24 protein-coding genes are annotated in these 25,469 nt (G+C 66.4%); 10 read left to right on the top strand and 14 right to left on the bottom strand.

The genetic code is table 11. The annotated features are described in order from the left end of the window. Positions 1 to 10 precede the first annotated feature (10 nt). Positions 11 to 325 (top strand): DMT family transporter, encoded by a 315-nt coding sequence (locus CBQ26_RS14445; protein WP_088249344.1) that lies wholly within the window; start codon positions 11 to 13, stop codon positions 323 to 325. Positions 326 to 359: 34 nt separating this feature from the next. Then, positions 360 to 704, top strand: coding sequence for a DMT family transporter (locus CBQ26_RS14440; RefSeq protein ID WP_088249343.1), 345 nt, complete (start codon positions 360 to 362; stop codon positions 702 to 704). 158 nt (positions 705 to 862) lie between these two features. Here CBQ26_RS14440 and CBQ26_RS14435 read toward each other — a convergent pair whose 3' ends face one another. The 6 genes from CBQ26_RS14435 to CBQ26_RS14410 all read right to left on the bottom strand — a co-directional run bounded on the left by CBQ26_RS14435 (position 863) and on the right by CBQ26_RS14410 (position 6,878). Continuing rightward, positions 863 to 1,813 (bottom strand): tyrosine-type recombinase/integrase, encoded by a 951-nt coding sequence (locus CBQ26_RS14435; protein WP_088249342.1) that lies wholly within the window; start codon positions 1,811 to 1,813, stop codon positions 863 to 865. A 394-nt stretch (positions 1,814 to 2,207) separates the two neighbouring features. Continuing rightward, positions 2,208 to 2,978: a MetQ/NlpA family ABC transporter substrate-binding protein gene (locus CBQ26_RS14430; protein WP_088249341.1), complete on the bottom strand. Its 771-nt coding sequence runs from the start codon at positions 2,976 to 2,978 to the stop codon at positions 2,208 to 2,210. Positions 2,979 to 3,034: 56 nt separating this feature from the next. After that, positions 3,035 to 3,817, bottom strand: coding sequence for a MetQ/NlpA family ABC transporter substrate-binding protein (locus tag CBQ26_RS14425; RefSeq protein WP_088249340.1), 783 nt, complete (start codon positions 3,815 to 3,817; stop codon positions 3,035 to 3,037). 77 nt (positions 3,818 to 3,894) lie between these two features. Next, a complete protein-coding gene (locus tag CBQ26_RS14420) occupies positions 3,895 to 4,551 on the bottom strand; it encodes a methionine ABC transporter permease (RefSeq protein WP_088249339.1) in 657 nt (218 codons plus the stop codon). Beyond that, positions 4,548 to 5,468 (bottom strand): methionine ABC transporter ATP-binding protein, encoded by a 921-nt coding sequence (locus tag CBQ26_RS14415; protein WP_244898053.1) that lies wholly within the window; start codon positions 5,466 to 5,468, stop codon positions 4,548 to 4,550. The genes CBQ26_RS14420 and CBQ26_RS14415 overlap by 4 nt, the downstream gene beginning before the upstream one ends. A gap of 372 nt (positions 5,469 to 5,840) precedes the next feature. After that, on the bottom strand, positions 5,841 to 6,878 hold the full coding sequence (locus CBQ26_RS14410; RefSeq protein WP_088249449.1) for a GNAT family N-acetyltransferase: 1,038 nt from the start codon (positions 6,876 to 6,878) through the stop codon (positions 5,841 to 5,843). 87 nt (positions 6,879 to 6,965) lie between these two features. Here CBQ26_RS14410 and topA point away from each other — a divergent pair, with 87 nt between their 5' ends. Next, the gene (topA, locus tag CBQ26_RS14405; RefSeq protein ID WP_172418105.1) at positions 6,966 to 9,020 is read left to right on the top strand and encodes a type I DNA topoisomerase; all 2,055 of its coding nucleotides are present in this window, start codon (positions 6,966 to 6,968) and stop codon (positions 9,018 to 9,020) included. Positions 9,021 to 9,022: 2 nt separating this feature from the next. Here topA and CBQ26_RS14400 read toward each other — a convergent pair whose 3' ends face one another. After that, positions 9,023 to 9,253 (bottom strand): helix-turn-helix domain-containing protein, encoded by a 231-nt coding sequence (locus CBQ26_RS14400; protein ID WP_143342146.1) that lies wholly within the window; start codon positions 9,251 to 9,253, stop codon positions 9,023 to 9,025. Between the two features lie 100 nt (positions 9,254 to 9,353). Between CBQ26_RS14400 and CBQ26_RS14395 the strand changes: the two genes are divergently transcribed. From CBQ26_RS14395 to CBQ26_RS14380, 4 genes are all read left to right on the top strand, one after another. Beyond that, on the top strand, positions 9,354 to 10,127 hold the full coding sequence (locus CBQ26_RS14395) for a hypothetical protein (RefSeq protein ID WP_088249335.1): 774 nt from the start codon (positions 9,354 to 9,356) through the stop codon (positions 10,125 to 10,127). Between the two features lie 863 nt (positions 10,128 to 10,990). Beyond that, on the top strand, positions 10,991 to 11,587 hold the full coding sequence (locus CBQ26_RS14390) for a hypothetical protein (RefSeq protein ID WP_088249334.1): 597 nt from the start codon (positions 10,991 to 10,993) through the stop codon (positions 11,585 to 11,587). Positions 11,588 to 11,656: 69 nt separating this feature from the next. After that, positions 11,657 to 12,970: a hypothetical protein gene (locus tag CBQ26_RS14385; RefSeq protein WP_088249333.1), complete on the top strand. Its 1,314-nt coding sequence runs from the start codon at positions 11,657 to 11,659 to the stop codon at positions 12,968 to 12,970. 1,974 nt (positions 12,971 to 14,944) lie between these two features. Continuing rightward, complete coding sequence (locus tag CBQ26_RS14380) at positions 14,945 to 16,600, top strand: UvrD-helicase domain-containing protein (RefSeq protein ID WP_088249332.1); 1,656 nt, start codon at positions 14,945 to 14,947, stop codon at positions 16,598 to 16,600. A gap of 597 nt (positions 16,601 to 17,197) precedes the next feature. Here the strand turns inward: CBQ26_RS14380 and CBQ26_RS14375 are convergent. Further along, a complete protein-coding gene (locus tag CBQ26_RS14375; protein ID WP_280522600.1) occupies positions 17,198 to 17,833 on the bottom strand; it encodes a transposase in 636 nt (211 codons plus the stop codon). Next, a complete protein-coding gene (locus tag CBQ26_RS21985; protein WP_172418104.1) occupies positions 17,809 to 17,976 on the bottom strand; it encodes a hypothetical protein in 168 nt (55 codons plus the stop codon). The genes CBQ26_RS14375 and CBQ26_RS21985 overlap by 25 nt, the downstream gene beginning before the upstream one ends. A 1,114-nt stretch (positions 17,977 to 19,090) precedes the next feature. On the opposite strand from CBQ26_RS21985, the gene CBQ26_RS14370 reads away from it, so the two are divergent. Continuing rightward, positions 19,091 to 19,618 carry a hypothetical protein gene (locus CBQ26_RS14370; RefSeq protein WP_244898046.1) on the top strand — a complete coding sequence of 176 codons (528 nt, stop codon included), beginning with the start codon at positions 19,091 to 19,093 and terminating at the stop codon, positions 19,616 to 19,618. 137 nt (positions 19,619 to 19,755) lie between these two features. Here the strand turns inward: CBQ26_RS14370 and CBQ26_RS14365 are convergent, their stop codons facing one another. Further along, on the bottom strand, positions 19,756 to 20,217 hold the full coding sequence (locus tag CBQ26_RS14365) for a TapB family protein (RefSeq protein WP_143342144.1): 462 nt from the start codon (positions 20,215 to 20,217) through the stop codon (positions 19,756 to 19,758). 238 nt (positions 20,218 to 20,455) lie between these two features. On the opposite strand from CBQ26_RS14365, the gene CBQ26_RS21980 reads away from it, so the two are divergent. Both CBQ26_RS21980 and CBQ26_RS14360 read left to right on the top strand, forming a co-directional pair. Further along, positions 20,456 to 20,626, top strand: a complete 171-nt coding sequence (locus CBQ26_RS21980; RefSeq protein ID WP_172418103.1) for a hypothetical protein — start codon at positions 20,456 to 20,458, stop codon at positions 20,624 to 20,626. Positions 20,627 to 21,000: 374 nt separating this feature from the next. Next, positions 21,001 to 21,342: a hypothetical protein gene (locus tag CBQ26_RS14360; protein WP_088249329.1), complete on the top strand. Its 342-nt coding sequence runs from the start codon at positions 21,001 to 21,003 to the stop codon at positions 21,340 to 21,342. A gap of 225 nt (positions 21,343 to 21,567) precedes the next feature. On the opposite strand, the gene CBQ26_RS14355 is transcribed toward CBQ26_RS14360, so the two are convergent. Genes CBQ26_RS14355 through CBQ26_RS21455 form a run of 4 tightly spaced genes read right to left on the bottom strand, consistent with a single transcriptional unit; the run spans position 21,568 to position 25,235 of the window. Further along, positions 21,568 to 22,260: a PilW family protein gene (locus CBQ26_RS14355; RefSeq protein ID WP_143342143.1), complete on the bottom strand. Its 693-nt coding sequence runs from the start codon at positions 22,258 to 22,260 to the stop codon at positions 21,568 to 21,570. Then, positions 22,260 to 22,733, bottom strand: a complete 474-nt coding sequence (locus CBQ26_RS14350; RefSeq protein ID WP_088249327.1) for a PulJ/GspJ family protein — start codon at positions 22,731 to 22,733, stop codon at positions 22,260 to 22,262. The genes CBQ26_RS14355 and CBQ26_RS14350 overlap by 1 nt, the downstream gene beginning before the upstream one ends. Next, positions 22,723 to 23,157 (bottom strand): pilus assembly FimT family protein, encoded by a 435-nt coding sequence (locus CBQ26_RS14345; RefSeq protein WP_088249326.1) that lies wholly within the window; start codon positions 23,155 to 23,157, stop codon positions 22,723 to 22,725. The genes CBQ26_RS14350 and CBQ26_RS14345 overlap by 11 nt, the downstream gene beginning before the upstream one ends. Beyond that, the gene (locus CBQ26_RS21455; protein ID WP_143342142.1) at positions 23,154 to 25,235 is read right to left on the bottom strand and encodes a hypothetical protein; all 2,082 of its coding nucleotides are present in this window, start codon (positions 25,233 to 25,235) and stop codon (positions 23,154 to 23,156) included. Before CBQ26_RS21455 ends, CBQ26_RS14345 begins: the two co-directional genes overlap by 4 nt. Positions 25,236 to 25,469 lie beyond the last annotated feature (234 nt).

Raw genomic sequence — 25,469 nt, 5'->3', positions numbered from 1 at the left:
AGGAGGCGTTATGGAATGGTTCTTTCTGATCGGCGCTGGACTGGCAGAAGTCGGGTTCACGACCTCGATGAAGTTGTCGCAGGGTTTCAAGAAACTGTGGCCGTCACTGATGTTCTTCGCGCTGGCACCACTGAGCTTCTGGCTGCTGACGAGCGCCATGACAGTCATTCCCCTGGGGACCGCGTACGCCGTCTGGACCGGCATCGGCGCCGTCGGCACCGCACTCGTCGGCATTCTGTTCTTCCGGGAGTCGGCCAATCCGCTGCGCCTGGGTCTGCTGGTCCTGCTGGTCGCGACCATCGTCGGATTGAAATTCGTGTCTTGACCCGCCGCTCGTCGAAGCGGCCCAGGAGGTCGGTATGGGCTGGATCTACGTATTCATAGCAGGGCTGTTCGAGATCGGCTTCACGATCAGCCTGAAACTGTCACAGAACTTCTCGGTGTTGTTGCCGTCACTGACGTTCGTGGTCTGTAGCGTCGCAAGCTTCGGCCTGTTGACCCAGGCGATCAAATTCATTCCGCTGGGCACCGCCTACGCGATCTGGACGGGCATCGGCGCATTCGGCACCGCCCTGGCCGGCATCATCCTCTTCGGCGAAAGCGCCAGCGCCCTGCGACTGGCCCTGCTCGCGGTCCTGGTATGTACGATCGTCGCCCTCAAATTCGCCTCGCCGGAGAAAGCCCAGCCGAACCCGGAGGGCTGACCGTCCCCCCGGAACCAATCGGGCAGAGACAGCAGACAGGTCAGGCACCCAGTGGCGGGAGGAGGCGACTCCACCGGCGTGGGCGCCTCTGTCTGCCAATCATATACATTCCAATAAAAATAGATCCTATCCATGACGGCCCGTTCAGGCCGCCACTCTCAGAAGAACTCGACCTCGCTCGCCACGTCGTTGTCCTGCACCGCCACGTACCGGCGGGTCGTGTCCACCGACGCGTGCCCCAGAAACAACCCCACCCGCGTGAAATCCCGCGTCGCCTGATACAGCCGCGTGCCCGAATGCTTCCTCGCCGCGTGAAACCCCCGCCACGCCTCACCCAGCCCGGCCGCGCGGAAGGCCTTGCGCATCCGGTACGTGGCCTGCGCGTACTTCCAGTCGAACAGCCGGCCGTCCGCGTCCAGAGGCGGCGCGGCGTTCAGGGCGTCCCGCACGCGGCGGCCCAGCGGCACGCGCCGCACCCGGCCTCCCTTACCCCGCACGGTCAGCGACGCGCCATGCACGTCGGCGGCCGTCAACGCCAGCGCCTCACTGACACGCAACCCGGCGTGCGCGCACAACAGCGTCAGCGCCGCGAGGCGGGCGTCGCAGTGCGGCAGGACCTGATCGATCTCATGCAGGTACGGGGGGTTCTTCACGATGCCGGGCGTGGGGTCCGGCGCGACGTGCGCGTCCTGAAACGGGTGCGCGTCGGTCGCGCCCGCCCAGCTGAGCGCGCGGTACAGGGCGCGGGCGCCCGCCACGTACTGCGCGGCCGTCGCGGCCGACAGCGGCCCGCTGCGGCCCCGGCACTGGCTGGGACGGGTCTGCAGGTGCGCCACGTACCGGCCCCCGTCACGGCGGCCCGGTCGCAGGACCGACACGCCCGTCCGCTCGGCCCAGCGGACGTAATCCTTGACCGCCAGGGCGTACGCTTCCAGGGTGCGGCGGCTGGTGCGGGCACCCTTGCGGCTGGCGACCGTCATGTACGCGTGCGTGATCATGGTGAGCATGTCGTCGTCGTAGGTGCTGGCCGCCTCGACCGCCCGGACCCGCAGGGCGCGGTCGTCGAGGCCGCTGATGGTCACGGCGTTACGCAACTGGACGAGGGTCATGCGGGCCGCCGGGTCGGAGCATGCGGGAAACCGTGCTGGAGGGTCACGCCCGGAGTGTAGTGCCCGGACCGCCAGTTTTCAAACCAATTTACATTAGTGTGAAAGGCTTTTCCTGAAATCCCCCGTCCATCACCCCTCGAGGAATCCGGGGCGGGGCTTCACGCGCCTTCTAGGCGTAGGTTGAAAACAGGCGTCCAGCACACTGTTTTCACCATCCTGCCGACCATACGGACCAGAATTAAAGGGTGACAGGGGCCCCTCCGCCCGAACGGAACGCGTCATAAGCAGCGACCCCCGGACCGGGGAGCCAGCACAGCCATCCAGTCCGGGGAATCGCGTAGCGGCGGGCCGGGTCGGTGCGTTCACCCGCTGACACCCCGCCGCCACACAGTCCTCAGAAGGCGGGAACGACGGCGCCCTTGTAGGTGTTCAGGATGAAGGTGCGGGTGGCGGGGCTGCGCAGGACCGCGACGAGTTTGAGGTAGTCGGGGTTTTTCAGTGTGGCGGGCTGGGCGACGAGTCGGTTGGCGTAGGGGCTGCTGGCGCCTTCCAGGGTCAGGGCGTCCTTAAGTGGGTTCAGGCCGGCGTCCAGGGCGTAGTTGGTGTTGATGATGGCGGCGTCCACGTCGGCCAGGACGCGGGGCAGCTGGGCGGCGTCGAGTTCGCGGAACTTGAGGCGTTTGACGTTGCTGGTGATGTCCAGGGTCGTGGCGGCCGTGCCGGCGCCTGCCTTGAGGCGGATCAGGCCGGCGCGTTCCAGGAGTTTCAGGGCGCGGCCGCTGTTGCTGGGGTCGTTCGGCAGGGCGATGGTCGCGCCGGTCTTCAGGTCACGCAGGGCCTTCACACGCCGGGAGTACAGGCCCATGGGTTCGACGTGAACGGCCGCGCCGGCCACGAGGCCCAGCGGGCGGTCCTTCTGGAACGCGTTGAGGTAGGGGGTGTGCTGGAAGAAGTTCACGTCGATGCTGCCGTCGGCCAGGGCGAGGTTGGGTTGCACGTAGTCGTTGAATTCGCGGATGACCAGCGTGACGCCCTGTTTGGCCAGGATGGGTTTGACGAAGTTCAGGATGTCGGCGTGCGGGACGGGGCTCGCGCCGACGCGCAGGGTGCCGGCGGTGGCGGTCGTGGCGGCGAGCAGGGCGGACAGGATCAGCAGGGTGCGCATGGTGGAACTCCTCGTGGGGGTAAAAGGGGGGCGATTTCGGGTGAGGGCTGGGCGGTTCAGAAGGCGGGGATGATGCTGCCGCCGTACTTCTTGAGCAGCCACGCTTTCGCCTCGGGGCTGGTGAGGGCCGCCGCGAGTCTGGCGAGGTCCGGGTTGTTCACCTTGTCGCGGGTGGTGGCCAGCACGTTCACGTACGGGCTGCTGCTTCCCTCCAGGAAGATGGCGTCCCGGTCGGGGTTCAGGCCGACTTCCAGGGCGTAGTTGGTGTTGACGATGGCGGCGTCCACGTCCGCGAGGCTGCGGGGCAGCTGCGCGGCGTCGAGTTCGCGGAACTTGAGGCGTTTGACGTTGCTGGTGATGTCGGTCACGGCGGCGCGGGCGCCCACGCCGGCCCTGAGGCGGATCAGTCCGGCGCGTTCGAGGAGCAGCAGGGCGCGGGCGCCGTTGCTGGGGTCGTTGGGAATGGCGACGGTGGCGCCCTGGCGCAGGTCCGTGACTTTCGTGACCCGGCGGGAGTACAGGCCCAGGGGCGGCAGGTAGATCCGGCGGACGGGGACGATGTTCAGCGGTCGGTTCTGCTGGAAGGCGTTCAGGTACGGGACGTGCTGGAACAGGTTGGCGTCCAGCGCGCCCTCGCCGAGCGCGACGTTGGGTTGCACGTAGTCGCTGAATTCCCGGATGACCAGCGTGACGCCCTGCTTGGCCAGGATGGGTTTGACGAAGGTCAGGAGTTCCCCGGCGGGGACGGGCGTGGCGCCCACGCGGAGGGTGCCGGCGGCGGCGGTGGAGGTGAGCAGCAGGGTGCCGAGCAGGCCGGTCAGGGGGGCAGAGAATCGCATGGAGGGGCTCCTCGTGGATCTTTTGAGCGGGGGGTGTTCGGTTGGGGGTCGGGTGGCGCCGGAGCGGGGTCGGGCGGTCAGCGGTGGTCGCTGCGCGCGGCGGCGCGGTCCCCGGCCCACTGCGTGAGTTGCACGAGGACGAGCAGGGCGGCGACGGTGGCGATCATCACGCCGGTCTCGAAACGCTGGTAGCCGTAGCGGATGGCGAGGTCGCCCAGGCCGCCGCCGCCGATGGCGCCCGCCATGGCGCTGTAGCCGATCAGGCTGACGATCATGACCGTGAACGCGTGGATCAGGGCGGGGCGCGCCTCGGGCAGCAGGACCTTGAAGACCGTCTGGGCGGTGCTGGCGCCCATGGCGCGCGCGGCGTCCACCACGCCGCGGGGCACGTCTTTCAGCGCGCCGTCCACCAGCCGGGCCACAAAGGGAATCGCGGCGACAGTCAGGGGCACGATGGCGGCGGTGGAGCCGATGCTGGTGCCGGTGATCAGGCGCGTGAAGGGAATCAGGAGAACCAGCAGGATGATGAACGGCAGGCTGCGGCCCACGTTCACGGCGGCGTCCAGCACGCGGAACAGCGGGCGTTGCGGGTGCAGTCCGTCGGGCCGGGTGAGCGTGAGCAGGACGCCCAGCGCCGTGCCGATCAGTTGCGCGCACAGCGCCGCCGGGACGACCATCCACAGGGTGTCGAGGGTTCCCTGCCACAGCAGCGGCCACAGCGCGTCCCAAGTCATGCGAGCACCGCCCACTCGGGGGACGCGGCGGGCGCGGCGATCCAGACGTCCAGACCCTGCGGGTGCGGTTCGGCCTGCACGATGCGGGCGCCGGCGCGGGCCAGGGCGGCCAGCGTGTCCGGGTTCAGGTCCGGCAGCGTCACGCGGCGCAGCGTCTCGTCCGGCGCGAGCGGCACCTGGGGACGGTGGGCGTCCAGCAGCGCGCGGGTGGCGGCGTGCCGGGGGGCGCGCAGCACGGCGGCCGTCTCGCCGGTCTCGACCAGCTGCCCGGCGTCCAGCACGGCGACGTGGGTGGTGACGGCCCGCACGACTTCCAGCTGGTGCGTGACGATCACCAGGGTCAGGTCCCGCTCGCGTTGCAGGTCCAGCAGCAGGTTCAGGATGCCGGCGCTGGTTTCGGGGTCCAGGGCGCTGGTGGCCTCGTCGGCGAGCAGCAGGTCCGGGGCGGTGACCAGGGCGCGCGCGATCCCGACGCGTTGTTTCTGGCCGCCGCTGAGCTGCGCGGGGTAGCGTCCGGCGTACTCGCCCAGTCCGACGAGGTCGAGGTGTTCGCGGGCCAGGGCGTCGCGGCGGGCGCGGGGCACGCCGCGCAGTTCCAGCGGCAGGGTCACGTTGCGCAGGACCGTGCGCTGCGCGAGCAGGTTGAACTGCTGGAACACCAGTCCGGTGCGGGCCTGATGGGCGGCGCGGGTGGCGGGGCCGAGCGCGTCGCCCCGGACGAGCAGCCTTCCGGCGTCCGGGGTTTCCAGGCCGCTGATCAGGCGCACCAGGGTGCTCTTGCCGGCGCCGCTGCGGCCGATGACGCCCGTGCGGCTGCCGCGCGGGACGCGCAGGGTCAGGTCGTTCAGGGCGGGGCGGGGCTGGCCCGGATAGGTCTTGCTGACGTTCTGGAAGTCCAGGACGTCCGGGGGGGTCAGGTCAGGCACGGGTGATCTCCGGTGAGGCAGGCGGAGGGAACGGCAGACGTCCCCTTCCTGGGCTGTTCGCTTGGGAAGGGGACGGCAATCGTGCGCTGAACCTGCGGTGAGGTGCACCCTTCCTTTACCCGTTCTGCGGCCCGGAATCATCGTTGGGGCGCGCAGGGCTGGAAAGCACCCGCCGTAATGAGGGCTGGTTGCTGCGGCGGTCCGGGGTCCAGTGACCTCGCGCCGACTCTGGATAAAGGTGGCTTCCGTGAAGCCGGAGGCGACTCTAGACCAGTGGACCAGTTCTGTCAACTATGGGTGTCCTGCGCCGGTCCGGCGGGCGGGACCGGCCGGCGCCTCTCCCCCACCGCGCCGCGGCCACCGTCACGGCCGGAGACTGTGCCCACCAAGGCTGTCCAGCACGTCCGCCACGTTCCCCTGCCAGACCGTGGACGCCAGGAACGGCTGGAACCCCAGCGCCCCGTTGATCTTCAGCATCGGCCCATTACTGTCCGCGTTCTGCGTCCGGATCTCCGTCGCATGCGGGTTCAGCCGCTGCACCTCCCGGATGTTCGCCGCCTTCAACCAACCCCCCAGCCCGTGCCCCCGGTGTTCCGGCCGCACCCCCGTATTCCCCTGCGACACGATCCCCGGCTGCGCCGGCCGCCACGACACGTCACTCAGCCCTGCCAGCGTTCCGTCCGGCGCATGAACGACCGCCGTCAGCGTCCGGCGTCCCCCGGCGCGCGCCAGCGCCTCCACCGAACGCACCTCCTCGGGCGTCGTGCGCTGGTCCTCCACGTCCAGGTCGTCACGGGGCGCGCCGTTCATCACGTTCAGCAGCTGCGCATACGCGTCCAGGTCCGCGTCCGTCACCCCGTCCGCCCAGACCTCCAGCGTGTACCCGTCGTCCGGTCGGGTCGTCCAGGCCTCCAGCAGGCCCTCGGGGATGTCCGCGAGCCGCAGGCGGTTGACATGGTTGCTCAGGCCCGCCCGGAACCCATACCGGCGCGCGAACACCCCGCCGGCCGGCACGCGGTCCGTCGTCTGCGCGATCAGCAGCGTCCGCCCGCGCGCCTGCATGCTCCGCGCCGCGAGCCGCAGCAGGTCACGGCCCAGCCCGCGCCGCCGCGCACCCGGACTGACCAGCAGTTCCAGTTCCGCCAGATGCAGGTTGTCCCCGGTCCTGAACAGCTGCGTGCGGGCGTGCGCGACGATCTGCCCGGCCTCCTCCACCGTCCAGAAATCCAGCTCCAGCGCGGGAGGCAACTGCCGCATCTGCCCCCACACGTTCGCCGGGTCCACCGGCGGATCGTCCGGATGCGATTCGGCCCGCAGGCGGTTCAGGTGCGCCACCAGTGCCTGCGCGAACTCCTCGGTGAGGGCCGTCTGATCCCGGTGCCGCGCAACAGTCGCTGTCATTCACCGCAGCCTACCCGAACGGACCACCCAGCAGGCAAGCAGAACGGGCGCACGGCAGGGCGGCACCGGGACCACTACCCTGTCCACATGGCCACCCTCGTGATCGTCGAAAGTCCGGCCAAGGCCCGCAAGATCGCCGGGTACCTCGGGCGGGACTACGTGGTGCGCGCCTCGCTCGGGCATGTGCGCGACCTGCCGGGCTCGAAAGCGGAGATTCCCGAACGGTACCGCGCCGAACCCTGGGCGGCGCTGGGTGTGAATCCCGAGACCTTTGCGCCCATCTACGTCGTGCCCGCCTCCAGGCGCGCCACCGTGAAGGAACTCCAGCAGCTCGCCGTGAAAGCCGACCGGGTACTGTTCGCCTCCGACATGGACCGCGAGGGCGAAGCGATCTCCTACCACCTCAGCCGCCTCCTGAAGGTCGAGCAGCCCACCCGCCTGGTGTTCACCGAAATCACCCAGGAGGCCCTTCAGAACGCGCTGAAGGCAACCAGGCCCCTCGACCTGCACCTCGTGGCGGCCCAGGAGGCCCGCCGCGTCATCGACCGGCTGGTAGGGTACGGGGTCAGCCCGCTGCTGTGGGGCAGCGTGGGCGGAAACCTCAGCGCGGGCCGCGTGCAGAGCGCGGCGCTGATGCTGCTGTCTCAGCGGGAGATGGCCCGCATGCGCTTCAGACCCGCGACATTCTGGTCGATCCGCGCGGACGTCCTGACCCGCCCGAAGTTCACGGCGACCGTCACGCAGGTCCGCAGCAGCGAGCACCCGCAGAGCCTGCCGATCGCCCGGGCAGGCGACTACACCCAGGACGGCGTGCTGAAGAGCGGCGTGCGCGTGCTGGAGATGACGGACGGGCAGGCCCGCGCCCTGAGTGCCTATCTGGACGGCCGGGAAGCCACCGTGACGCACGTGGAGGTGACGGAGACCCGCTCCCGGCCCGCGCCGCCCTTCATCACCAGTACCCTGCAGCAGGCGGGCGGACGGCTCAACCTCAGCGCGAAACAGGTCATGGATACCGCGCAGTGGCTGTACGAGGGCGGGTACATCACGTACATGCGCACCGACTCCCCGGCCCTGTCGGACGAGGCGCTGACCAAGGCGCGGCGGGAAGCCACCCGCCTGTTCGGCCCGGCGGCCGTGCCCGCGCAGCCCCGGCAGTACGCGACCCGCAACAGGAACGCCCAGGAGGCACACGAGGCGATCCGGCCGGCCGGGACGACCTGGCGCGCCCCGGACACCGTGGGCCTGGGCGGAGACGAACTGGCGGTGTACACCCTGATCTACCAGCGCACCGTGGCGTCCCAGATGAATGACGCCGTGTTCGATAAGACCGTGGTGACCCTGACCTGCGGCGCGGCCACCCTGAGCGCTCAGGGGCGCGTGCTGAAGGAGACGGGTCACCTGCAACTCCTGCAGGACGAGGACGAGGAGAGGGACGATCAGCGCCTCCCGGCCCTTCAGCCGGGACAGCGCCTACCCCTCAAGGCCAGACCGCCGGAGGGGAAGAAGACCTCCGCCCCCACCCGGTACTCCGAGGCGACGCTGGTGCAGGCGATGGAGAAGGCCGGGATCGGGCGACCGAGCACGTACGCGCAGACGCTGGCCACCCTCCAGACGCGCGAGTACGTCCGCGTGACCGGGCGCCACCTGTCCGTGACGGCCGTGGGGCTGCTCGTGGCGACGTACCTGGCGCGGCAGGTGCCGGAGGTCATGCAGAAAGACTTCACGGCAACCATGGAAGCGGGCCTGGACGACGTGGCCGCCGGGGGAACGACGCGCCTGGCGTACCTGACGCGCTTCTGGACCGAGGGGCTGGCCCCGACGATCCGGCGGGCCTCGCGGGACGCGCCGAGCCTGCCGCTCCCGCACCTGGAAGGCACGAGACTGCGCGCCACAGGCAGCGGACCGCACCTGATCCGCGCCGGGCAGAGCGTCCCACTGCCCCCGGAAGTCATTCCGGCGGAGCTGGACGACGCGCAGGCAGACGCGATCGTGCAGGGCACCTGGAAACCCGCAAAGAAGACCCGGCAGAAACGCGAGCGGAAGGCCGTCAGCGCAGCGACGCCACAGCAGACCGCAGGCGCGACTCCACGAAAACGCAACCCCAGGCCAGGAAAGGTCCGGCGGGAACCGGCCGACCGCTGAAGTCAGCGTTCGGGGATGACACTCGGTTCGTAGACCAGAATGTCGGCAATTTCCACGTCTTTCCCCGTCAGTGTCCGCAGCCCGTCCAACACATTGACGAGTGTTGGAAGGTCAATCCGTGAAGGCTCGTGACCGCGCCGCGCCATGCGGTAGACCGTATTCATGTAGCTCGTGCCCATGGCTTTTCCCAACGCATAGGCCGTGAGGCCGTGTTCCGCAAGAAAGTCGGCCAATTTCCACCGTATCACCGACATTCGCCCATGCTCAGGGATCCGCCGCCCCGACGCTATTCCCGGCAGAGATAGTTAGGTGTAGTGATAATACACTGTGGATATGACCCTTCCACAGGACAAACACACCATCGGCAAAATCGGCGTGATCACCGCCGCCTACCTGATGACCCTGCACCACAACTACGAACTGGGCTACCGCGCACCTGCCGCCGCCAGGACACTCATGGGGCGACTGACAGCCCAACTCTGGTTCCACGCCCGGCAACTCACCCCACCACGAGCGGAGCGGGAAATCCAGACGGCCGCCGCCAGCGGAATGGCTGACCTCTTCGAGGTTCCCCTGGAAGACCGCGCCCTGCTCTGCGCCGCGCGGGTCTGCGACGCCGCTGCAGGCGTCGGCCTGCACGGCGACATGGATCCAGCAGAGGTCGCCAAGCATCTCTTCTGCCTCGCCACCTACAACAATTTCTGGCTGAATCGCGTCTTCACACCACCGCCGCACTCACCCCTGGTCCGCCCATTGACCAGCAGAGAGCACCTGTACTTCGAATTCTTGTATCACATGGGTTGGGAAGCGCTGTTCAAGGAGATCAACGCAGACGTCCGCGCGACCCACCCACACCAGTGGCAGGACCTGCAGCGGCGCCTCCAGCGCCGCACCGAACTGGCGCCGCCCCCCACCCAGACCGAGGGAGCCGTTGTCGATGCGTACCGGAGGGACCTGGCCAAGGTGACCAGCGAGGCTCACTGGATGAGCATAAGTATGGAGACCATTGCCGGGACGTTCGTTCCCTACGATGCGTCCTACACCGCCTGGACTGCTGATTCGTGTCTGGAAGCACTCATCGAGTGTCACCTCCGCATCCTGAGTTGAGTCTGCCGCAGCGCCGCCGCCCTGCGCTCTGGCACTCATTCTCGATCTGCCATGCGCCGGACTGAACCGACACACCTCCTGTCACGTCTGAACTGACCGCCTGCCCCTGTGTCTGCACGAATGCCCCTCAGGTATGTCACCAGGCCACACAGAGAGGCTCTTCCCCTCTCGTGAGTGCGAAGCGCCGCCCCTCCACGCACTTACACCCCAAAGGTGACTCGCTCCTCTCCCAGAAGGTAAGGTTGGGCATCCTGACGACGCAGGAGCCAATGAGCCCGATGTCAGCGACCTCTGCAGACACCTGAGCGGGGTGAACTGGTCGGCACTGAACCCCGGTCACCTTCGCCACCTCAACCGAAGGTGCCGTTCAGGCGATTGGCCGCCGTGATGGCGTACGGACTCCGATTGAACCGCTTTGCAAGCCATTCAATCGGAGCGGATGCGACTCGTAGAGCTGCCCCGCAGAGTGAGAGAGAAACGGGTTCCGGACGTGGAGTGGCAATCCGGTGAGGTTCCGGATTGTCAGCAGAACACACCGTCTACCCTCTGAGCAGCTTCGCCAGCCATGTCTAGTCAATCACTTGGTTTTCGAAACCCAATGCGATTGCCGAGTGCAGCCCGGAAGCACACCGTCGCCACGGCCCCCAATCAGGACGTCCGTCAACCGGTGGCCCGGCAAAAGACCACAAGTACCCCGCTCGAAGCTAAGACCAGGGTCGCCTCACGCCAGCCGGCCCGGCTGATCTGCAACCTTCGGCAGCGGATGCAGACAGGGTTGTCCCGAAACTCAAAATGCACAGACACTCGACTGGAGTTACGCGGCCCCATGAGCCCCTCGGCCGCGCATCCAGGAGGTCAACCATATGAAACCACCGCCCAACCCGAACGGCCCCAACTCCCTCACCCCAACACCCGGCAACCTCACATCCGCCCTCGACCGATTCGACTCGGAGAGGTCTATCGCCACCCTGATCCGCTGGAGCGAACTGCTCGGATCCCTCGATCCCGCAGACCGCCTCAAACCCCTCCAGCAATTCGAACGCGCCCTCCACAAAGGCATGATCCTCAGCGCCCCACTCCCCGACACCTTCACCACCACCTACCTCGACGCCACAGGTCAGGACGCGACCCACGAAGGCCCGGACGACCTCGTCCTCGACACCCCGGAACTGCGCACCTGGCTCGCCGCTCAGGTCATCGAGAGTCGGTACGCCCTGGTCCAGCACGGCGCTCCGATCCGCATCACCGCGGAGCAGATCATCAGCGGCGAACTGGACTTCACGCGGCTCGCCAGCATCCGCCGCACCATGGCCGGGCAACGCCTCCAACCCCAACCGCAGGTCAGCAAGGCACCCAAAGCACCCGCCAGCGACAAGGCAAAAGCAGATCCCAGGACCCGCAAAACCACTCCACCCAAAGACACCAGACCCACCGAAACTACGCCCGTTACCACCCCGTAATTCCAACCTCAAACAGCGTGCGGGAGGCCCGTCACCGGACCTCCCGTATCCCGGAAGGAGGACTCCCGGATGGGCCGAACCCCCGCGAGCATCAAGCGCATCCAGACCCAACTCAACCTCACCCCCGAGGAGAAACAGACCCTCAAACTCCTGTACGAGTACGACGGCGCCTGGACCGAACAGGAACTCCGCCTCAAGTGCCCCAGGCGTGACGCCATCCTCGAAGCGGGGCTCCTCCACTCCATCCACACGGTCATCGGCCGGCTCTACATGCTCTCCGTCACCGGCCGCCGCACCGTCCTGCGTGACGCCTCCAGCACCCTGATCGCCCCGCAACGCAACCTCGACCGCGCCTACATCCGCCTGTGCATGAACGACTACGGGTACCAGGAAACCGACCAGACCAACACCCGTGACCTCGAACAGTACGGCGGGAAGATGGAACTCTTCGAGCGAGTCACCCCCCAGGGCGTCGCCCTGGTCGGCGGCGTCATGTCCGGCGGAGGCTTCACGCGCACGACCGTCGAACGCATCGTGACCCGCCTGAAATCCTCGGCACTCGCCCACGGCTTCCGGGTCATCCTCTTCACCCCCTCCCCCACCCGCGGACGGGCGCTGGCCCAGAAGCACAGTTCCATGCTCACGGTCCTGCACCACCTTCCCGGCGGCACAGGCAACCGCCTGCAACTCACCACCTTTGGCCCACCGAAAGACGACGCCTACGCCGGTCCGGCCAGCAGCGCCCTGCTCGAAGAACTCGTGCTCCGAAAGAAGCCCGACGTGTTCCCCGCGCAGACCCTCGAACTCCTCCGGAGCCGCCGGGCCGAGCGCATCGAACGCTTCATGACCGACCTCACCTCCGACCGCGTCATCAGCGCCGAGCAGCTGTGGCGGCACTACATGCTCCACCCCAGGGATCTCAAGAACGTCCGGTATGTCGAGGCGGTCATGCATCCTGTGTACAGCCGCGTCAGTCTCGAAGTGAAGACCCGCTTCTACCTCGCGTCGGACGCCCTGCAGTACCAGGATGACAACGCCCTCGGTCACGCGGCCGGAGTGGGCGAAATGCGGCGCATGATGAACGTCCCGACCGGCGAAGCGTTCCAGCTGCACCCCCACCGTCGCCTGGCGCGGGACGCGCCGGACGCGGTGTTCCACAGTCCGTACGGACCCATCGCGTTCGAGTACGACACCGGAGCGTACAAGCTCAGGACGGTGCAGTCGAAGCTCGAAAGTTTCGTGCAACAGGGGTACCTTCAGACGATCTGGGGCACCGCCAACGACCGCCGCGTCCCGACCATCCAGGGCGTCATGAGCGCCGAGGAGGGAGCCAGAGGCGAGGTCATCCTGAGCGAATGGTGGCGCGGCCTGCCCATCTCGTGAGCCCCGCGGAAAGGTCAACGGGGAAGCGCAGTCAGCACTACCTCACGCGCCGCATCGGAACCGGAGAGCCATTCCCGGTTCCGTTTGTTGTGCTTCACAGACCCGAGGAAAGCCCGGACCCTGACCCGAAGATCGACGTGGATGGACCGGCCACGCAGCCAGAATCGTGACGTCTTCCGACACGCCGGGAGTCGCCAGATGAACTCTCCGATCAAGTCAGCCTGACCCAGGCGCCAGCCTGAATGAACCGATCGCAGAGCCAGAACCGCGACGTCTTCCAACACGCCGAGAGTCCTTCTCAGACCTCCCGCGCTCAGTCCTCCCGGCTGTTCGACCACCCATCTGGATGGACGTGACCGACCACTTCAGCAGGGCAGGCAACCCGACCCAGCAGCGGACCTGACGGCAGGTCAAGTGACGTGACTGGAGACAGCGGAGAGGCTCGCCAACCTGAAGTCGACGGTCCGGCAACCTCCCCGGATCACACTCCCGCACACCTCTCTTCGGCAGCGTCAGCGGAGCCCTGTCCGGAGCGGGCTGGCATCGACCGCACGGTCCTGCCAGATCTCCTGCCGAGGACGGAACTGAGGCGGGTTGCAGTGACCTGGCACTCCCCATGCGCGACACCCGACAGGCCCCGGCGGGAGCGGAAAACGGGTGGTCCGGCACCGCCGATCACCACCCCAGCGCACCTCTCGAACGGACCATCGGAAGACTCACGGAACCAACCGTAACAGCAGGATTCGACCCGCTGATCCTCACCGCACACCCCTCGGAAAACAGGTGATCCGGCACCGCCGACATCTCCGAACGCAGGATGAAACTCTGACCTTCCAAGCCACCTGTGACCGCCCGAGTTGGAGTTGACAGTCCACTGAGAAGATGGCACTTCAGGAGCTCCAGTCACCCTGCTGTCGGTCTGTTTCGCTGACCGAATCAGGAGCGCATCCGGGCTTCACCGAAGTCACCATAGGGACACGCAGCTGGCTCCTGGGAACCCGGTAACTACCAGTCCGTTCAAGCCTCTGCGACCTTCCGATTGGCCCTCAAGTGACGACGATCCGCGAGCAGCTGAGGTGATGAAACTCGGCAGTCGGGGAGGGGTGCAAAGGCCCTGACTTGAAGCGCCCAAACCAGAGATGACCGGGGTTCAGAAGGAGTGACTGGCACTTTGCCGACGGCCCAGCGAAGCCCTCGACTGGGTGAAACGGGGGGCAGGGCGGCAGTGAACTTGCTAGGACATTCAGGGGACAGACCCCGACATGTCAGGGATAAAGTGGAGGGGCTTTCCGTTCTGGAATCAACATGTCAGGACATTCGTGGGTTGAGGCGCAACATATCAGGAACAACAATTTCCCCCCTGGCTGAAAAACCCGCAACATGTCAGCGATAAGAGGCTATTTACCAGACTCCTAGGGTACTCCCAGGGTGGCGGGAGGGGGGACAGGCCATCTTGCCCCTCGTGCAGGGGGTCTGTGAGGGCCCTGGCGTCAGCGAGAGCGGTAGGTGGCGGGGGCATGCAGGTCAGGCCGCAGAAGGTGTGTTGTGCGACCTGACTTCGGAACTGCGACGCCACTGAACGACCGGGTACGTGGCGGGAATCCACCACCTGACATGCGACGTGAGGTTCCCACCCGGAAGCGTGACGCGAGATCACGACTCAAGTGCGCGGCAGAAGTTCACCACTCGTCTCACACCTCCGACCTTCGGATGTACGGCGCAAGTTGACGACCGAGGACGACGACCGAGGACGCGGCCGAAGATCGTCACCCGAGAGGCGACGTGAAGTCACGACCCAGGTACGCGGCGGGAGTTCACCACTCGCCTCGCACCTCCGACGGGTGACCGCATGGCCGACCGGGTCGCGGGTGCGGGACGCGCCGGGTCCGGTCGTGCGCCTCACCCTTCGGGACGCGCCGGGGAACGTGGGCGATCACCCGACAGCACACCGCGCTGCGCGCGGATCAGAAAGGCATGACAGGAACCGTAGAACCAGGAGCGCTGTTCGGGGCGGGTGACATTCACGCGGGCGTGCTGGGTGGGGTGACGTTCGATCCGGGCGCCGTACTCCGCTCGCTCCGTCCGGGGGTGAACGCGGAGCAGGTCCGCGCGGCCCTCGCCCGGTTCACGCCGCAGCAACTCAACGTCATTCATCACGTCGTGAATTCGGCGCGGAACGTGATGGTCGTGGCGACGGCGGGGAGTGGGAAGTCCACGGTCCTGCGGACGGTCGCGCAGGTGTTGCCCGGCGGGTTGGATGTCGGGGCGTTCGCACTCAACCGGTCGATCGCGCAGGAGTTACGCACCGCTCTCCCGAGGGACGTGCAGGTGTCCACCTTCCATGCGTTCGGTCGGCGGCTCGTCGAGGAGCACTGCCCGGTGCAGGCGACCTTCGCGGAGTGGAAGCGACTGAACATCGTGAAGTCGGTTCTCAAGGAGGCGGGCGTGTACTCGCGCGGCGTGGCGAAGTCGTTGATGACCCTGGTGCGGCTGTCGATGGTGCACATCGCCAACTCGGCCCAGGCTGTCCTCTCTCTCGCGGCGGAGCAGGAGTTCGAATTCCCGGACAGCCTGGACGTGGTCGGTGCAGTGCGCGCGGTGCAGGACCGGGCGCTCGCAGATTTCCGCGAGCGGGGTCACTTCGATTACGACGACATGCTCTACCTCCCGCTGAAGTTGGGTTACGGCTTCGAGTCGCTGGACGTGGCACTCGTGGATGAAGCGCAGGACTTCTCCCGGCTCCAGCACCGGCTGGTCCGGCACGTCGTGGGTCGCCGCGGTCGCGTGGTGTTCGTGGGTGATGACTCCCAGGCGATCTACGGCTTCAGCGGCGCGGACAAGGGCGGACTCGACCGGGCGGCGCAGGTGTTCGACACGGTGACCCTCCCGCTGACGGTGACGTTCCGCTGCCCGGCCTCGCACGTGGAGTTGGCCTCGGCGTTCAGTGACGGGATCGAGGCGGCGCCGGGCGCGGCGGACGGCGAGGTGCGGCGCGTGACGGAAGAGGACCTGCTGGGCGAGTTGCGGCCCGGTGATCTGGTGATGTGCCGGCGCAACGCACCCATGCTGAGTCTGGCCATGCGGGCGGCGCAGGAGGGCCTGCCGGTAGAAGTGCTGGGGCATGACATCGTCAAGGCGATGGAGGGTCACGTCCGTCACTGCTTCGCGTACTCGTTCGCCCCGGATGAGGTGGAGGGTCGCCTGCACGAGTACGGCATGAGCCTGCTGCAGACTCACTACGAGTCGGGCCTGCGGGGCAAGGTGCTGCGCCGGGCGGTGGAGGCGGACGTGGACCTGCTGTCGTGCGTGGCGTCGTTCGCGGCGGAGGTCGCCCTGCTCGCCGAGCGGCGGGGTGCTCGCGCGTCGGGTGAGGACGTCATGACGCTCGTGCGCTCGCTCTTCGTGACGAAGGGTCCGGCCGTGCGGATGTGCACGGTGCATAAAGCCAAGGGCCTGGAGGCGCGGCGGGTGGCGCTGCTCGAAGCGGACGAGGTGATCGACGCGGGCCGCGCGGGTGAAGGCGAGGGGGACGCGGCGGTCGCGTTCGTGGCCCTGACCCGCGGGAAGGAACTGCTGTGGCTCGTCCACGGTTCGCAGGCAACCCTCACCTCACCGGACGCGGACGAGTGAGGACAAGTAACGCAGGAGTGCAGACGACACGAGGCTGGGCGTGAGAACATCACCCGACCAGTCACCGCCTGACGGCGGCAGGAGGAGCACATGATCAGAGCCAGAGTGGGTGTCAGTGACCTGATGCCCCTACGCGCCGCGGCGTTGCAGGTGCAGGCCAGACGCGGCGCGCAGTTCGCACCCGCGAAGTCATACGGACTCCGATTAATTAACCAACAAGAGCCACCAGTGGAAGAGCGTGTGACGAGTGACCAGATCAGGTTGACCTTCCAACCAGACGCAGCGTTCCGAGAGTGCTGCCTCCACCTCCTTGATGCTCTTGAACAAGAGTTTCCATAGGCGAGAGAACAGCGACCAGCACGAAGGCCCAGGAGGCAGGGGCTTGAAATTCCCCGGTCTCATGGGCCTTGATGCGAAGTGACTATGCCTCGCATCCCCAGCCTACCGCACAGCATCATCACCGCTCAGCTGAACCGGGTCACCAGCCTCAGTGGCCCCGTCCCCTACAGCACCTTGCGGAAAAGCGCCATCTCCCAGGAAATGGCGCGGGACTCCTTCGCATCGACCAAGAGTTTCCACTTCCCTGCTGATGTCGTGTCACGCGGCGTCAAGCAGGGGTCCGTCCTGCTCAAGGTCGGTCAGGACGTACTTTTCGGCGTTCTGAGCTGCCTGCCGTTGTGCGGCCCGCCACGTCATGCCCGGTACTTCCCGACGCACCCCTAGCACCGCGTGAAAGGCTTCCACCACGCACCACACCCAGTTCTCCTGCGCCTGGATCGTCCGGCAATGACAGCGTCCCAGCCCCAGGTTCTGCTTGAAGAACCGGTGGATCACCTCGATTCCCCAGCGGGCCTTCCAGGCCCGCAGCAGTGAGCGAACCGTGACGTCACCACCAAACGTGCTGAACAGGAAAAACCGTGTCCACTCCCCGTGCACCTTGCGCCACACGATCAGGACATCGAACCCACCGACCTCACGGGCAACCGGCAATCGACGGACACGCCACCCGAACTCCGCGTACAGGTGACAGCGTTCCGGAGGGAACTGCCGGCTCAGCGCACCGAGGGTGAGGGACTCACCCTCGAACTGCACGGTCATATTGGCTTTGGCACGGATCAAGACCGGAATCTGATGCTCGCGACTGAAGGACGCGCGGTGAGCAGCAGCGGGAGGCCGCCCACACCGCTGCGAAGCCCTGCCGGTCCGGTTCAGGGTTGAGCGGCGGCGATCCACGCCAGCCTCTCTAGGGCGAGTTCCTCGGAGTCGCGTTCCAGCAGCATGTGACTGAGCCCGTCCGCCTGAATGTCACTGCCGGGAATGCCGCTGTCCTGCAGCGCCGCACTGATCGCGTGACAGGCGTCCATGCGGCCCGTCATGTTGCGGCTCTCCAGGTGATCTCCGGACAGGGTCAGGAGCGGAACGATAATAGGGGCTGTCGTTTGTTTCGCTGGCAATCCGGAACTTCACCGCCCCTACCGGCTCCACGTCCGGCAGTCCGCTGTTACTCCCGAAGGCGCCGCCGCGCTGCTTCCGGACCTGGGCGCCGCGACCGAGAGCATCGCCGCCGACGCCCCAGCTGCCGATCAGGACGGCCTGCGCCAGCTGGCCGCCGCCCTCCAGGGCTGAACCGGATCCCAACCCCCCTCTGAACCCCGTCCATGATGACGGGGTTCTCTCATGCCTGTATTCTCCACCGAACCCATGGGCGTCATCCTTCCCGCCGTGCGTGACCGGTTCCGCGCGGCGGGCGCGGGGACCACCACGGCACGCACCGACTGGCGTGGCTGGTCGAATGCCCAGCCACGCTTTTGCTACCGGCACCTTCGGCGTTCCTTGATCTTCGGGCCTTTCTTTCCGGTGCGGCCGTCCGGGCGGGGTGCGGCGGGTTTCGCCCGGCGGGGCGGTGGGTTCGGTCGGGTGTGAGGAGGTTGGACTGGGCGGGCCTTTCGGGGCGGTGCGGGGGTGGAGTTCACGGCTGTCGATGACGGGTCCGTGCCGTCCCCAGAATTCGAGTTTCTCGTCGGGGTGCTGGGCGCGGATCACGCTGACGGGCACGTACGGCAGGGCGCGCTGCAGGAGCGTCATCCCGTCCCCGAAGTGCCGGGGCGCGGGTTGGGTGGGCGTGTAGTGAAGGCGCGTGATGTCCACGCGCGGCAGCAGGGCGGGCAGGGGTGCGGGACTGATCATGGACGTCCTTTCAAGAGCGGGAACGGATGGGGGAAGGTCGGGCCGCTGGTCGCGGCGGTTGGGCGGGCTGGTCCGACGTGACCGGACCAGCCCGTCGCGGGAAGGAGCGCGTCACGCAGCCAGGGCGTGGGCGTTCACCTCCAGAAGTGAGTCGGGGGCAGCGGGCCGGAATCGAACCGGCGGGATTCCCTCCCAGGTGAGGGCCACGGCCACGCGGCGCCCCGGGTGGGGCGCGGTCGAGAGGTCGAAGTCGGAAACGCACAGGTCGCAGGCCTGCGCGGGTCGGGTCGGTACACTGAACGGATGAAGCCTCTGTTGCTGGCCGGACTGGCCCTGCTGCTGGGTGCCTGCGATCTGCAGGGCCTGGACCTCAACACGCCCAGCGACGCCCGCCGGTACGTCCGGGCCTGCGCGCGCGGCGCGGATGCCGTCCACTGCCGCGCCATGCAACGCGTCCTCGCCGGGGTCGAAGGGGACGTCACGGTCCTCCTGCCCAACACCGGCGACATGGAGGTCCGCGCGGCGCTGGAAGAGGACGCCCGGAAGACCGGGCGTCTGGACGGACCGTTCGAGACGTCCGCCGCCGGCGAGGCGTACGCCCGCGCGAACATCTTCCTGACGTCCGACCTGCGCACCGGGACCATGACCAGCCTCGACGGCCGGGCGCACGACGTCATCTGCCAGCGGGAACAGGACGGCGTGCTCTGCGTCATCGACAACCTGATCGCAGGTGCCAGCCGCCTCGAAGGCCTTCCCGGAAGGGTCGGCAGCATCTACGCGGTCGGTCCCCTCCGCCCCCCATACACGACGCCGGGCTACCTGCCCTTCTGAACAGCCCTCACCAGGAAATCAGGACGGCCCTGTCCTGACACTCCTCCCGAAGGACTGAGGGTGCGACTGGCAGGCAACGACGGAGACGGACGGCATCAGGCGCGCTGTTCCCTGACACCGCCATCCGGAGCGGGGCTCTACTTGAACGACACCAGTTCGATCGTCCCGTTCGGCAGCACGGATTTGACCACCCCCATGTCCTTGACCAGCCAGCTCGTCGACTGCGGCGCCGGCTGATTCATGGCCTGCCCATTCACCGACATCCGGATCGTGGTCCTGGCCGTCACCTTCAACGCCTGGAACGTACCCAGTCTGGTCGTGACTCGCTCGGCCGCCACGGCCTTCATGGCGATCGACGTTTCGTTATGGACCTTCTGACCCTGTGACGTCGCGTACAGCAAGAGCCCGCTGTTCCAGGTGGTTCCGACCCGCAGCGTCGGCGGTTGCGTCACGCCAGTCTGTTTGATGGACGTGACTTTCATCGCCGGATTGGAAATAGAGGGACTGGAGATCACGCCACTCGGCCCACACTTGAATGTCGCCCTGGTCGGCGGCAGGTCGGCCACGGTCGTCGTGACCGGGAAGCCCCGGGCGCTCACGCCGCTGATCTTCTCGGTGTAACTGATGGCGCGGCATTCCCCAGGAGGATGCCCATGAATCCGGCGGTCAGGAGCACACGGGACAGGTGGGAGGAGGCAGTCATGCGCCCACCATAGGTCCCGGCTTGGGCCTGCGTCGCCTCAACTCCAACAGCGGCCCGGTTGCCTGGGATGGAACTCCTCCCGGGTTGTTGTGCGGGCGTGAGGGTTGAATTCCGGTTGAGCAAGGGCACCTCCTGTGGACCGGCGGACGTCGATTCCACTCGTACTTGCCGCCGGATTCGTGGGCGTCATGGTGTTCACGGTGAGCGTGATCGAAGTCGCCGCCCCCATGCGCGGCTGGGACCACGCCAACACCTACCTCCTCCACCTCGTCACCGCGCAGGCCCAGTGGCCGGTGAGCGCATGACGCCCCCCGACCCGCCCGCCGTGCTGGAGGTCAAGGCCAGGGTCCGCCAGATGAACCTGCTGCTCGAGGATCAGGGTCACTCATACGGACTCCGATTGAATGGGCTGCAAAGCCCGCCCGGTCCGAGCGAAGCGAGAAGGAGCAAAACGCCCCTCCGGACGTGGAGCCAGCAGGGGCGGTGAAGTTCCGGATTGTCGGCGAAACAAACGGCAGTCCGTATCAGACGTCGGTCACACGACCTGCCTGCACGAACTCAGCCTGCAGGCCGGGTACGAGAACTGGCAGACCTACGGCGCTGCCCTGCGCAAAGCAGCTAGTCTGCCCCCGAAGCGGCACCTCACCCGCGCCGCCCAGCAGCGCCGCCAGGAGCGGGCGTGAGCGCCTTCCACGTCCTGCTGCACTACATCCCCGCCGCGCTGCGCGCCGAACGCGGCCCCCTCGCGGTCGAGCAACTGCCCGGGCGCCTGGACGCCGGGCCGATCAGGTCCTCGGCGCTGAGGCGGGCCGTGGATATGTTGCGAGCCCATCAGGTGATCCGCCGCGTGCCGGTCACGCCCCTGATCCAGGCTGAACTGAGCCGGCAGGGCGTCACGCGCCTGCCGCTGCACGCCTACGAACTCACCAGCGCCCCACGAGGGCGCGAATTCACCGCCTGGCTGGACGACGTCGCCGCCCCGCGCCACCGCACTGGCATGGCGCTCCGGAGGTCCGCGTGAACCGGGAGGCGACGTGCACGTCCTGATCGCCCGCACCCCGCGCGGCACCACGCACGCGGTCAGCTGCGAAACCTCCGCCGGGTTCGGCGAGCGCTTCATCCGGACGATGCAGGCGCAGGGCTGCGTGGTCGAGCGGCGCCTTCTGGCTGGGTACGCGGCGCTCCGGTACCAGAATGGCTACCGTCATGGCAGGGTGCGGAGTACTGAGCACTGCCGCGGCAGTGCTCAGTACTGGACGTTGCGTCCCACGACGGGTGCGCCCATCGCGGGGCTGCTCAAACTAGGAATGACCTGCATGCCACGGGCGAAAGGCCGCTCGAACCGGAAGGCATACACGACTGCCTGATCGTCCTCCACGGTAAACAGCGGTTCGGCGGCCGTCGGTGAGCGGACATACTCTGCCACCATCAGTGCCGAACCCGTCGGAACAGAAAAAGGAGCTGGAGTGCAGGCGTCAGCGGGGGCTGGTGCCCTGTACTCCATCAGCACCTGCGTTCCAGACGCTGGGTCGCCCGTCAGAATGCGTTGCTGCCCCGTCAGTTGTGCGCTGTAATCAGCGCGGCTCAGCAAGTAATAAGCATAGAACATCGTGCCTGAGCCACTCTCGTCAGGCGTGATGAACGCCACGAAAGGATCGGTCTCCACCCTCCACGTGCTGGATGCTCCGCGCTTCACGCCCGCCACACTCCCCGGCAACGTCACTGCCGTGCCGGCAGGAAACACCCGGCAGACTTCGCGCAGTCTCGACAGCAGGAGTTGATTGGTGATCAACGCTTCGCTCTGCAGTTGGGTGCGGACACTCAGCAGCGCGTTTGCCTGAGTGGTGCTGATGGTGACCTGGTAAGCAGCGGTCATGACAACCAGCGTCAAGGCCAGTCCAATCAGGAGTTCAATTAAGGTCACGCCCCGGTTATCCATCACACGCTCCGGTAAAACTCAAACGTCAGCTCGGAACGCGTGCCTGCCGCTCCAGAAGACTGCACCTTGACACGCCGGACCGTGTTCGCCGGGCGGGCGGCCGTGGTCGGGCAGGCCGTCGACAGGCTGTAAGGATCGCTTACAGCGAATGATCCGTCCGATTTCGCGGTCAGATCCCAGAGAGTGACAGTGACACCTGCCGGCACCGCGTAGAGGCCCGTATCCACACATGACCGCGAGAATCGGTAGTCGCCCTGCGCAGTGCCACTGCTGTCCTTATTGGGATCCATCCAGTGACGACGCAGGCCCTCAGCGACAGTCTGCACCTGTGTGGTCGTCTGCAGACGCTGATCGCTGTCACGAGACGAACGAAACAACCCCCCCAGCGATCCCACGACCACCGTCACGATGACGGCCAGCAGCATGATCGATACCAGCACTTCGATTAACGTGAAACCCTGATTACTTCGCATCGAGCAGTACCTTTCCAGTGACGCCTACGGTCCATAACGTGAATACTTTGGGGTGACCGGCACGCCGCAATTCCAGGGTGACCGGCGGCGTGCTCAGAAGGCTGTAGGGGGCGTTGTACGTGACGGACGCGTTGATCGGCGTGACGGTCACGCCGTTCGGTAAGTTGCGCGTCGTTTTGACGCCATTGGTTGTCAGTTCGTACGTGTCTGCGCCAGTGATGCGCAGGGTGGCGTTCTTGTTGTATCTGAAGGTACTGCTGCGAACCTGCTCAAAGTCAGCGCTGAGCTGCGCACTGGCGTCACGTAGTTGATTCGTGCGGACGGCACCCAGAAATGATTGCCCGGCCATCGCGGCGACGATCCCGATGAGCGCCATGACCACCAAGAGCTCCAGCAGTGTGAACCCCTGCTCACGAGCGGTCATTCGCTGGCCACCGCTCGGAATCCCTTCGGGGCCGACAGTTTCGTGAAGCTCGCCCGCGCCTCGAACTGGCCCTGTGTCGGGAAGAATGGCGGCGCAAAACCAGCATCGAACCGCGGATCCCACTTGAAGTTTCGTGAGTACCCGGCACCCGGCACTTCCTCGTAGCCGACGAACCGCTGTTCATCACGGCTACGGGTACACTGACCACGCCAGTCATACCGCGTGCAGACCCGTACCGTCTCATACTTCGCTTCCAGACGCGAGGTCGTGCCGACCCCCTGGGACTGCTCTTCAATAATTCCGCCCGTGATGCGGATCTTGGGCTGCGGATTGCCGCGTCCTTCGTCGTAGTCCACCGTTCCGAAACCCTTGCCGCGCGCGCTGGCCATCAAGGTCGCGTCCACGGTGATGTCCTTGCCACTCTGACCGTTGACCTTGATGTTCCCCCCCTCGGAAAAGATGCCGAGAACGTTCTTGGCATTCGGGTTTTCCTGAGGCCCTTGAGAGTAGGTCGCGTCGTCTTTGATATACACGTCGCTGCTGGCAGCGATGGTCAACTGGGACTCCGCCGCGATGTCCGGGGCGTCAGTGCCATCTCCAGTCAGGCCGGCCGACCCTCGGGGATCCGGAGTGCCGACCTTACCATCCACGAAGAGCATGCCGTTGAACGGGCTGTTGGTCATGGTTTTGCGGAGCGTGCCGTTCTCCCGGACTTCCCAGGTGGTAGGACCGGTCTGCCGGAACTGAGTGGTCAGGGTGCCCTGGGTAATCTCGATCACCTGATACTCACCGTTTTTCGAGAGTTTGAGGTTACTGACGTCACCCTTCACGTAGATGCCACCCGCGAAACGGTTGCCGCCGTTGACCGTGCCGTTCTGTGCAGCTGTGTAGTACACGCCGCTCTGCACGACGCTGGACGCACCAAGTTTGGCCCCCAGGCAGGCCGTGGTAGCCGTGAGGGTAACACCCCCAACGCACGCGCCGGGTTCAATGCCGGCCGCTGCGAGCCGCTGGTTGTTCGCGTTGGTGGGTAGGTCAACGGGCTGAGCGTTAAAGGCGTACCCCCCTTTAAACATGTCGTCCATGCTGACTGCCTTGTTCGGGGATGAGTCCGACCATTCGAAGGCTGGCGAGGAGGTGTACTTGCCTAGGAAGCGAGGTCCGCCTGTTTGTGACTGGGCATAGAACAGTGGGGCGCTCTCTCCCGGAGTTCCGTTGGCATGCACCCGACCTTCGAAACGGTCACCGTCCCAGAAGACCAGCCTTGATCCGGTGGGGGACAGGCGGCGGTTTACGAAGTACTGGTATTGCGCGAAAGAAGGTTGCGAGAGTTCAATGTAATGGCTGCTGATCCCGCCGTCGGTGTACTCACGGGCGGCCAGGACGCGCGTGCCACTTTTCACTTCACTGGTAGCGTTCAGGCGGGTCGTGCTGAAGAAGATCCGCATGGTCCCTCCGGGGTAGACGCGAACGGATTCAAGAGTCAGTCCCCCGGTGACTTCAGTGTTCAGAGCGCCGGCAGCTGAGGCGCCGGCGTTCCCGGCTGCTGCTTTGACGAGTTTGGCATCTCCTCCCATGAACAGGTCTTTCCAGTACATCTTCCACTGGCCTTCAGTGAAGGTGGATGGGCGGACCGTGTTATTAGCGAAGAAAGCGAACCGTTCGGCAGAGTCGGCGACGGCCGATTTTGTGGCGATGCAAAGGTCCTGACCGGCTTTTGGGAGGGTAAGGAGGTTAGCGGGGAGCGCCAGGGCAGCAGGGGCGCCGCACAGGGTTCCAAGCTGAACGAGGACGGTGCTGAGTTGCGTGCCGCTGGTCAGGGTGAGGCCTTTCAGGTGCCCGCCGGCGCGGTCCAGTTGGCTGGCAGCGCGTGCTAGAGCGGACTCAGCTGCGTACTGGGCTTCGACGGCAGCGCGGTTGTCGGTGCTGGAACGCTGGCCTTTGAGTGTGACGGTTGCAGTGGTGGCGACCAGGACCGTACAGATAGCAGCGGTACCGAGGAGTGTGACGAGCAGGGTATTGCCGGCAAGTCGTTGATCGATACCACGAGATAAAGCAGAAGGAGAATCAATCGACATCGGCCCGAGGTTACGGTCGTAAGAATCACAGAGATGTCTCTATGCAGGCTGTGGAAGGCGAATTTCTAACACCCGTGATTTTGGTTATCTCCACCTGTCGAGCCCTGAGGGAACTGGAAGGAGACAGTCCAGCGCGTCGCGGGGCGACTGGCTTGATCCGTGGTGCGGGTAGCTGGGCGACCACGGTGGCGTCATGACCCGCACCTCATCGTGCGCGTCTGGGACAGCGTTGGC

It is taken from the genome of Deinococcus indicus (assembly GCF_002198095.1).
Lineage (GTDB): Bacteria > Deinococcota > Deinococci > Deinococcales > Deinococcaceae > Deinococcus > Deinococcus caeni.
This window is presented reverse-complemented; position numbering and strand designations above follow the sequence as displayed.

Coding starts and splice junctions, on each gene's coding strand:
- CBQ26_RS14430 (WP_088249341.1), bottom strand. CDS start 2,978: ATGCGCACCCTGCTGATCCTGTCCGCCCTGCTCGCCGCCACGACCGCC.
- CBQ26_RS14390 (WP_088249334.1), top strand. CDS start 10,991: ATGAAACCACCGCCCAACCCGAACGGCCCCAACTCCCTCACCCCAACA.
- CBQ26_RS14370 (WP_244898046.1), top strand. CDS start 19,091: ATGAAGCCTCTGTTGCTGGCCGGACTGGCCCTGCTGCTGGGTGCCTGC.
- CBQ26_RS14345 (WP_088249326.1), bottom strand. CDS start 23,157: ATGACCGCTCGTGAGCAGGGGTTCACACTGCTGGAGCTCTTGGTGGTC.
- CBQ26_RS14350 (WP_088249327.1), bottom strand. CDS start 22,733: ATGCGAAGTAATCAGGGTTTCACGTTAATCGAAGTGCTGGTATCGATC.
- CBQ26_RS14445 (WP_088249344.1), top strand. CDS start 11: ATGGAATGGTTCTTTCTGATCGGCGCTGGACTGGCAGAAGTCGGGTTC.
- CBQ26_RS21985 (WP_172418104.1), bottom strand. CDS start 17,976: ATGACGGGCCGCATGGACGCCTGTCACGCGATCAGTGCGGCGCTGCAG.
- CBQ26_RS14420 (WP_088249339.1), bottom strand. CDS start 4,551: ATGACTTGGGACGCGCTGTGGCCGCTGCTGTGGCAGGGAACCCTCGAC.
- CBQ26_RS14425 (WP_088249340.1), bottom strand. CDS start 3,817: ATGCGATTCTCTGCCCCCCTGACCGGCCTGCTCGGCACCCTGCTGCTC.
- topA (WP_172418105.1), top strand. CDS start 6,966: ATGGCCACCCTCGTGATCGTCGAAAGTCCGGCCAAGGCCCGCAAGATC.
- CBQ26_RS14435 (WP_088249342.1), bottom strand. CDS start 1,813: ATGACCCTCGTCCAGTTGCGTAACGCCGTGACCATCAGCGGCCTCGAC.
- CBQ26_RS14355 (WP_143342143.1), bottom strand. CDS start 22,260: ATGGATAACCGGGGCGTGACCTTAATTGAACTCCTGATTGGACTGGCC.
- CBQ26_RS14440 (WP_088249343.1), top strand. CDS start 360: ATGGGCTGGATCTACGTATTCATAGCAGGGCTGTTCGAGATCGGCTTC.
- CBQ26_RS14410 (WP_088249449.1), bottom strand. CDS start 6,878: ATGACAGCGACTGTTGCGCGGCACCGGGATCAGACGGCCCTCACCGAG.
- CBQ26_RS14380 (WP_088249332.1), top strand. CDS start 14,945: ATGACAGGAACCGTAGAACCAGGAGCGCTGTTCGGGGCGGGTGACATT.
- CBQ26_RS14385 (WP_088249333.1), top strand. CDS start 11,657: ATGGGCCGAACCCCCGCGAGCATCAAGCGCATCCAGACCCAACTCAAC.
- CBQ26_RS21455 (WP_143342142.1), bottom strand. CDS start 25,235: ATGTCGATTGATTCTCCTTCTGCTTTATCTCGTGGTATCGATCAACGA.
- CBQ26_RS14395 (WP_088249335.1), top strand. CDS start 9,354: ATGACCCTTCCACAGGACAAACACACCATCGGCAAAATCGGCGTGATC.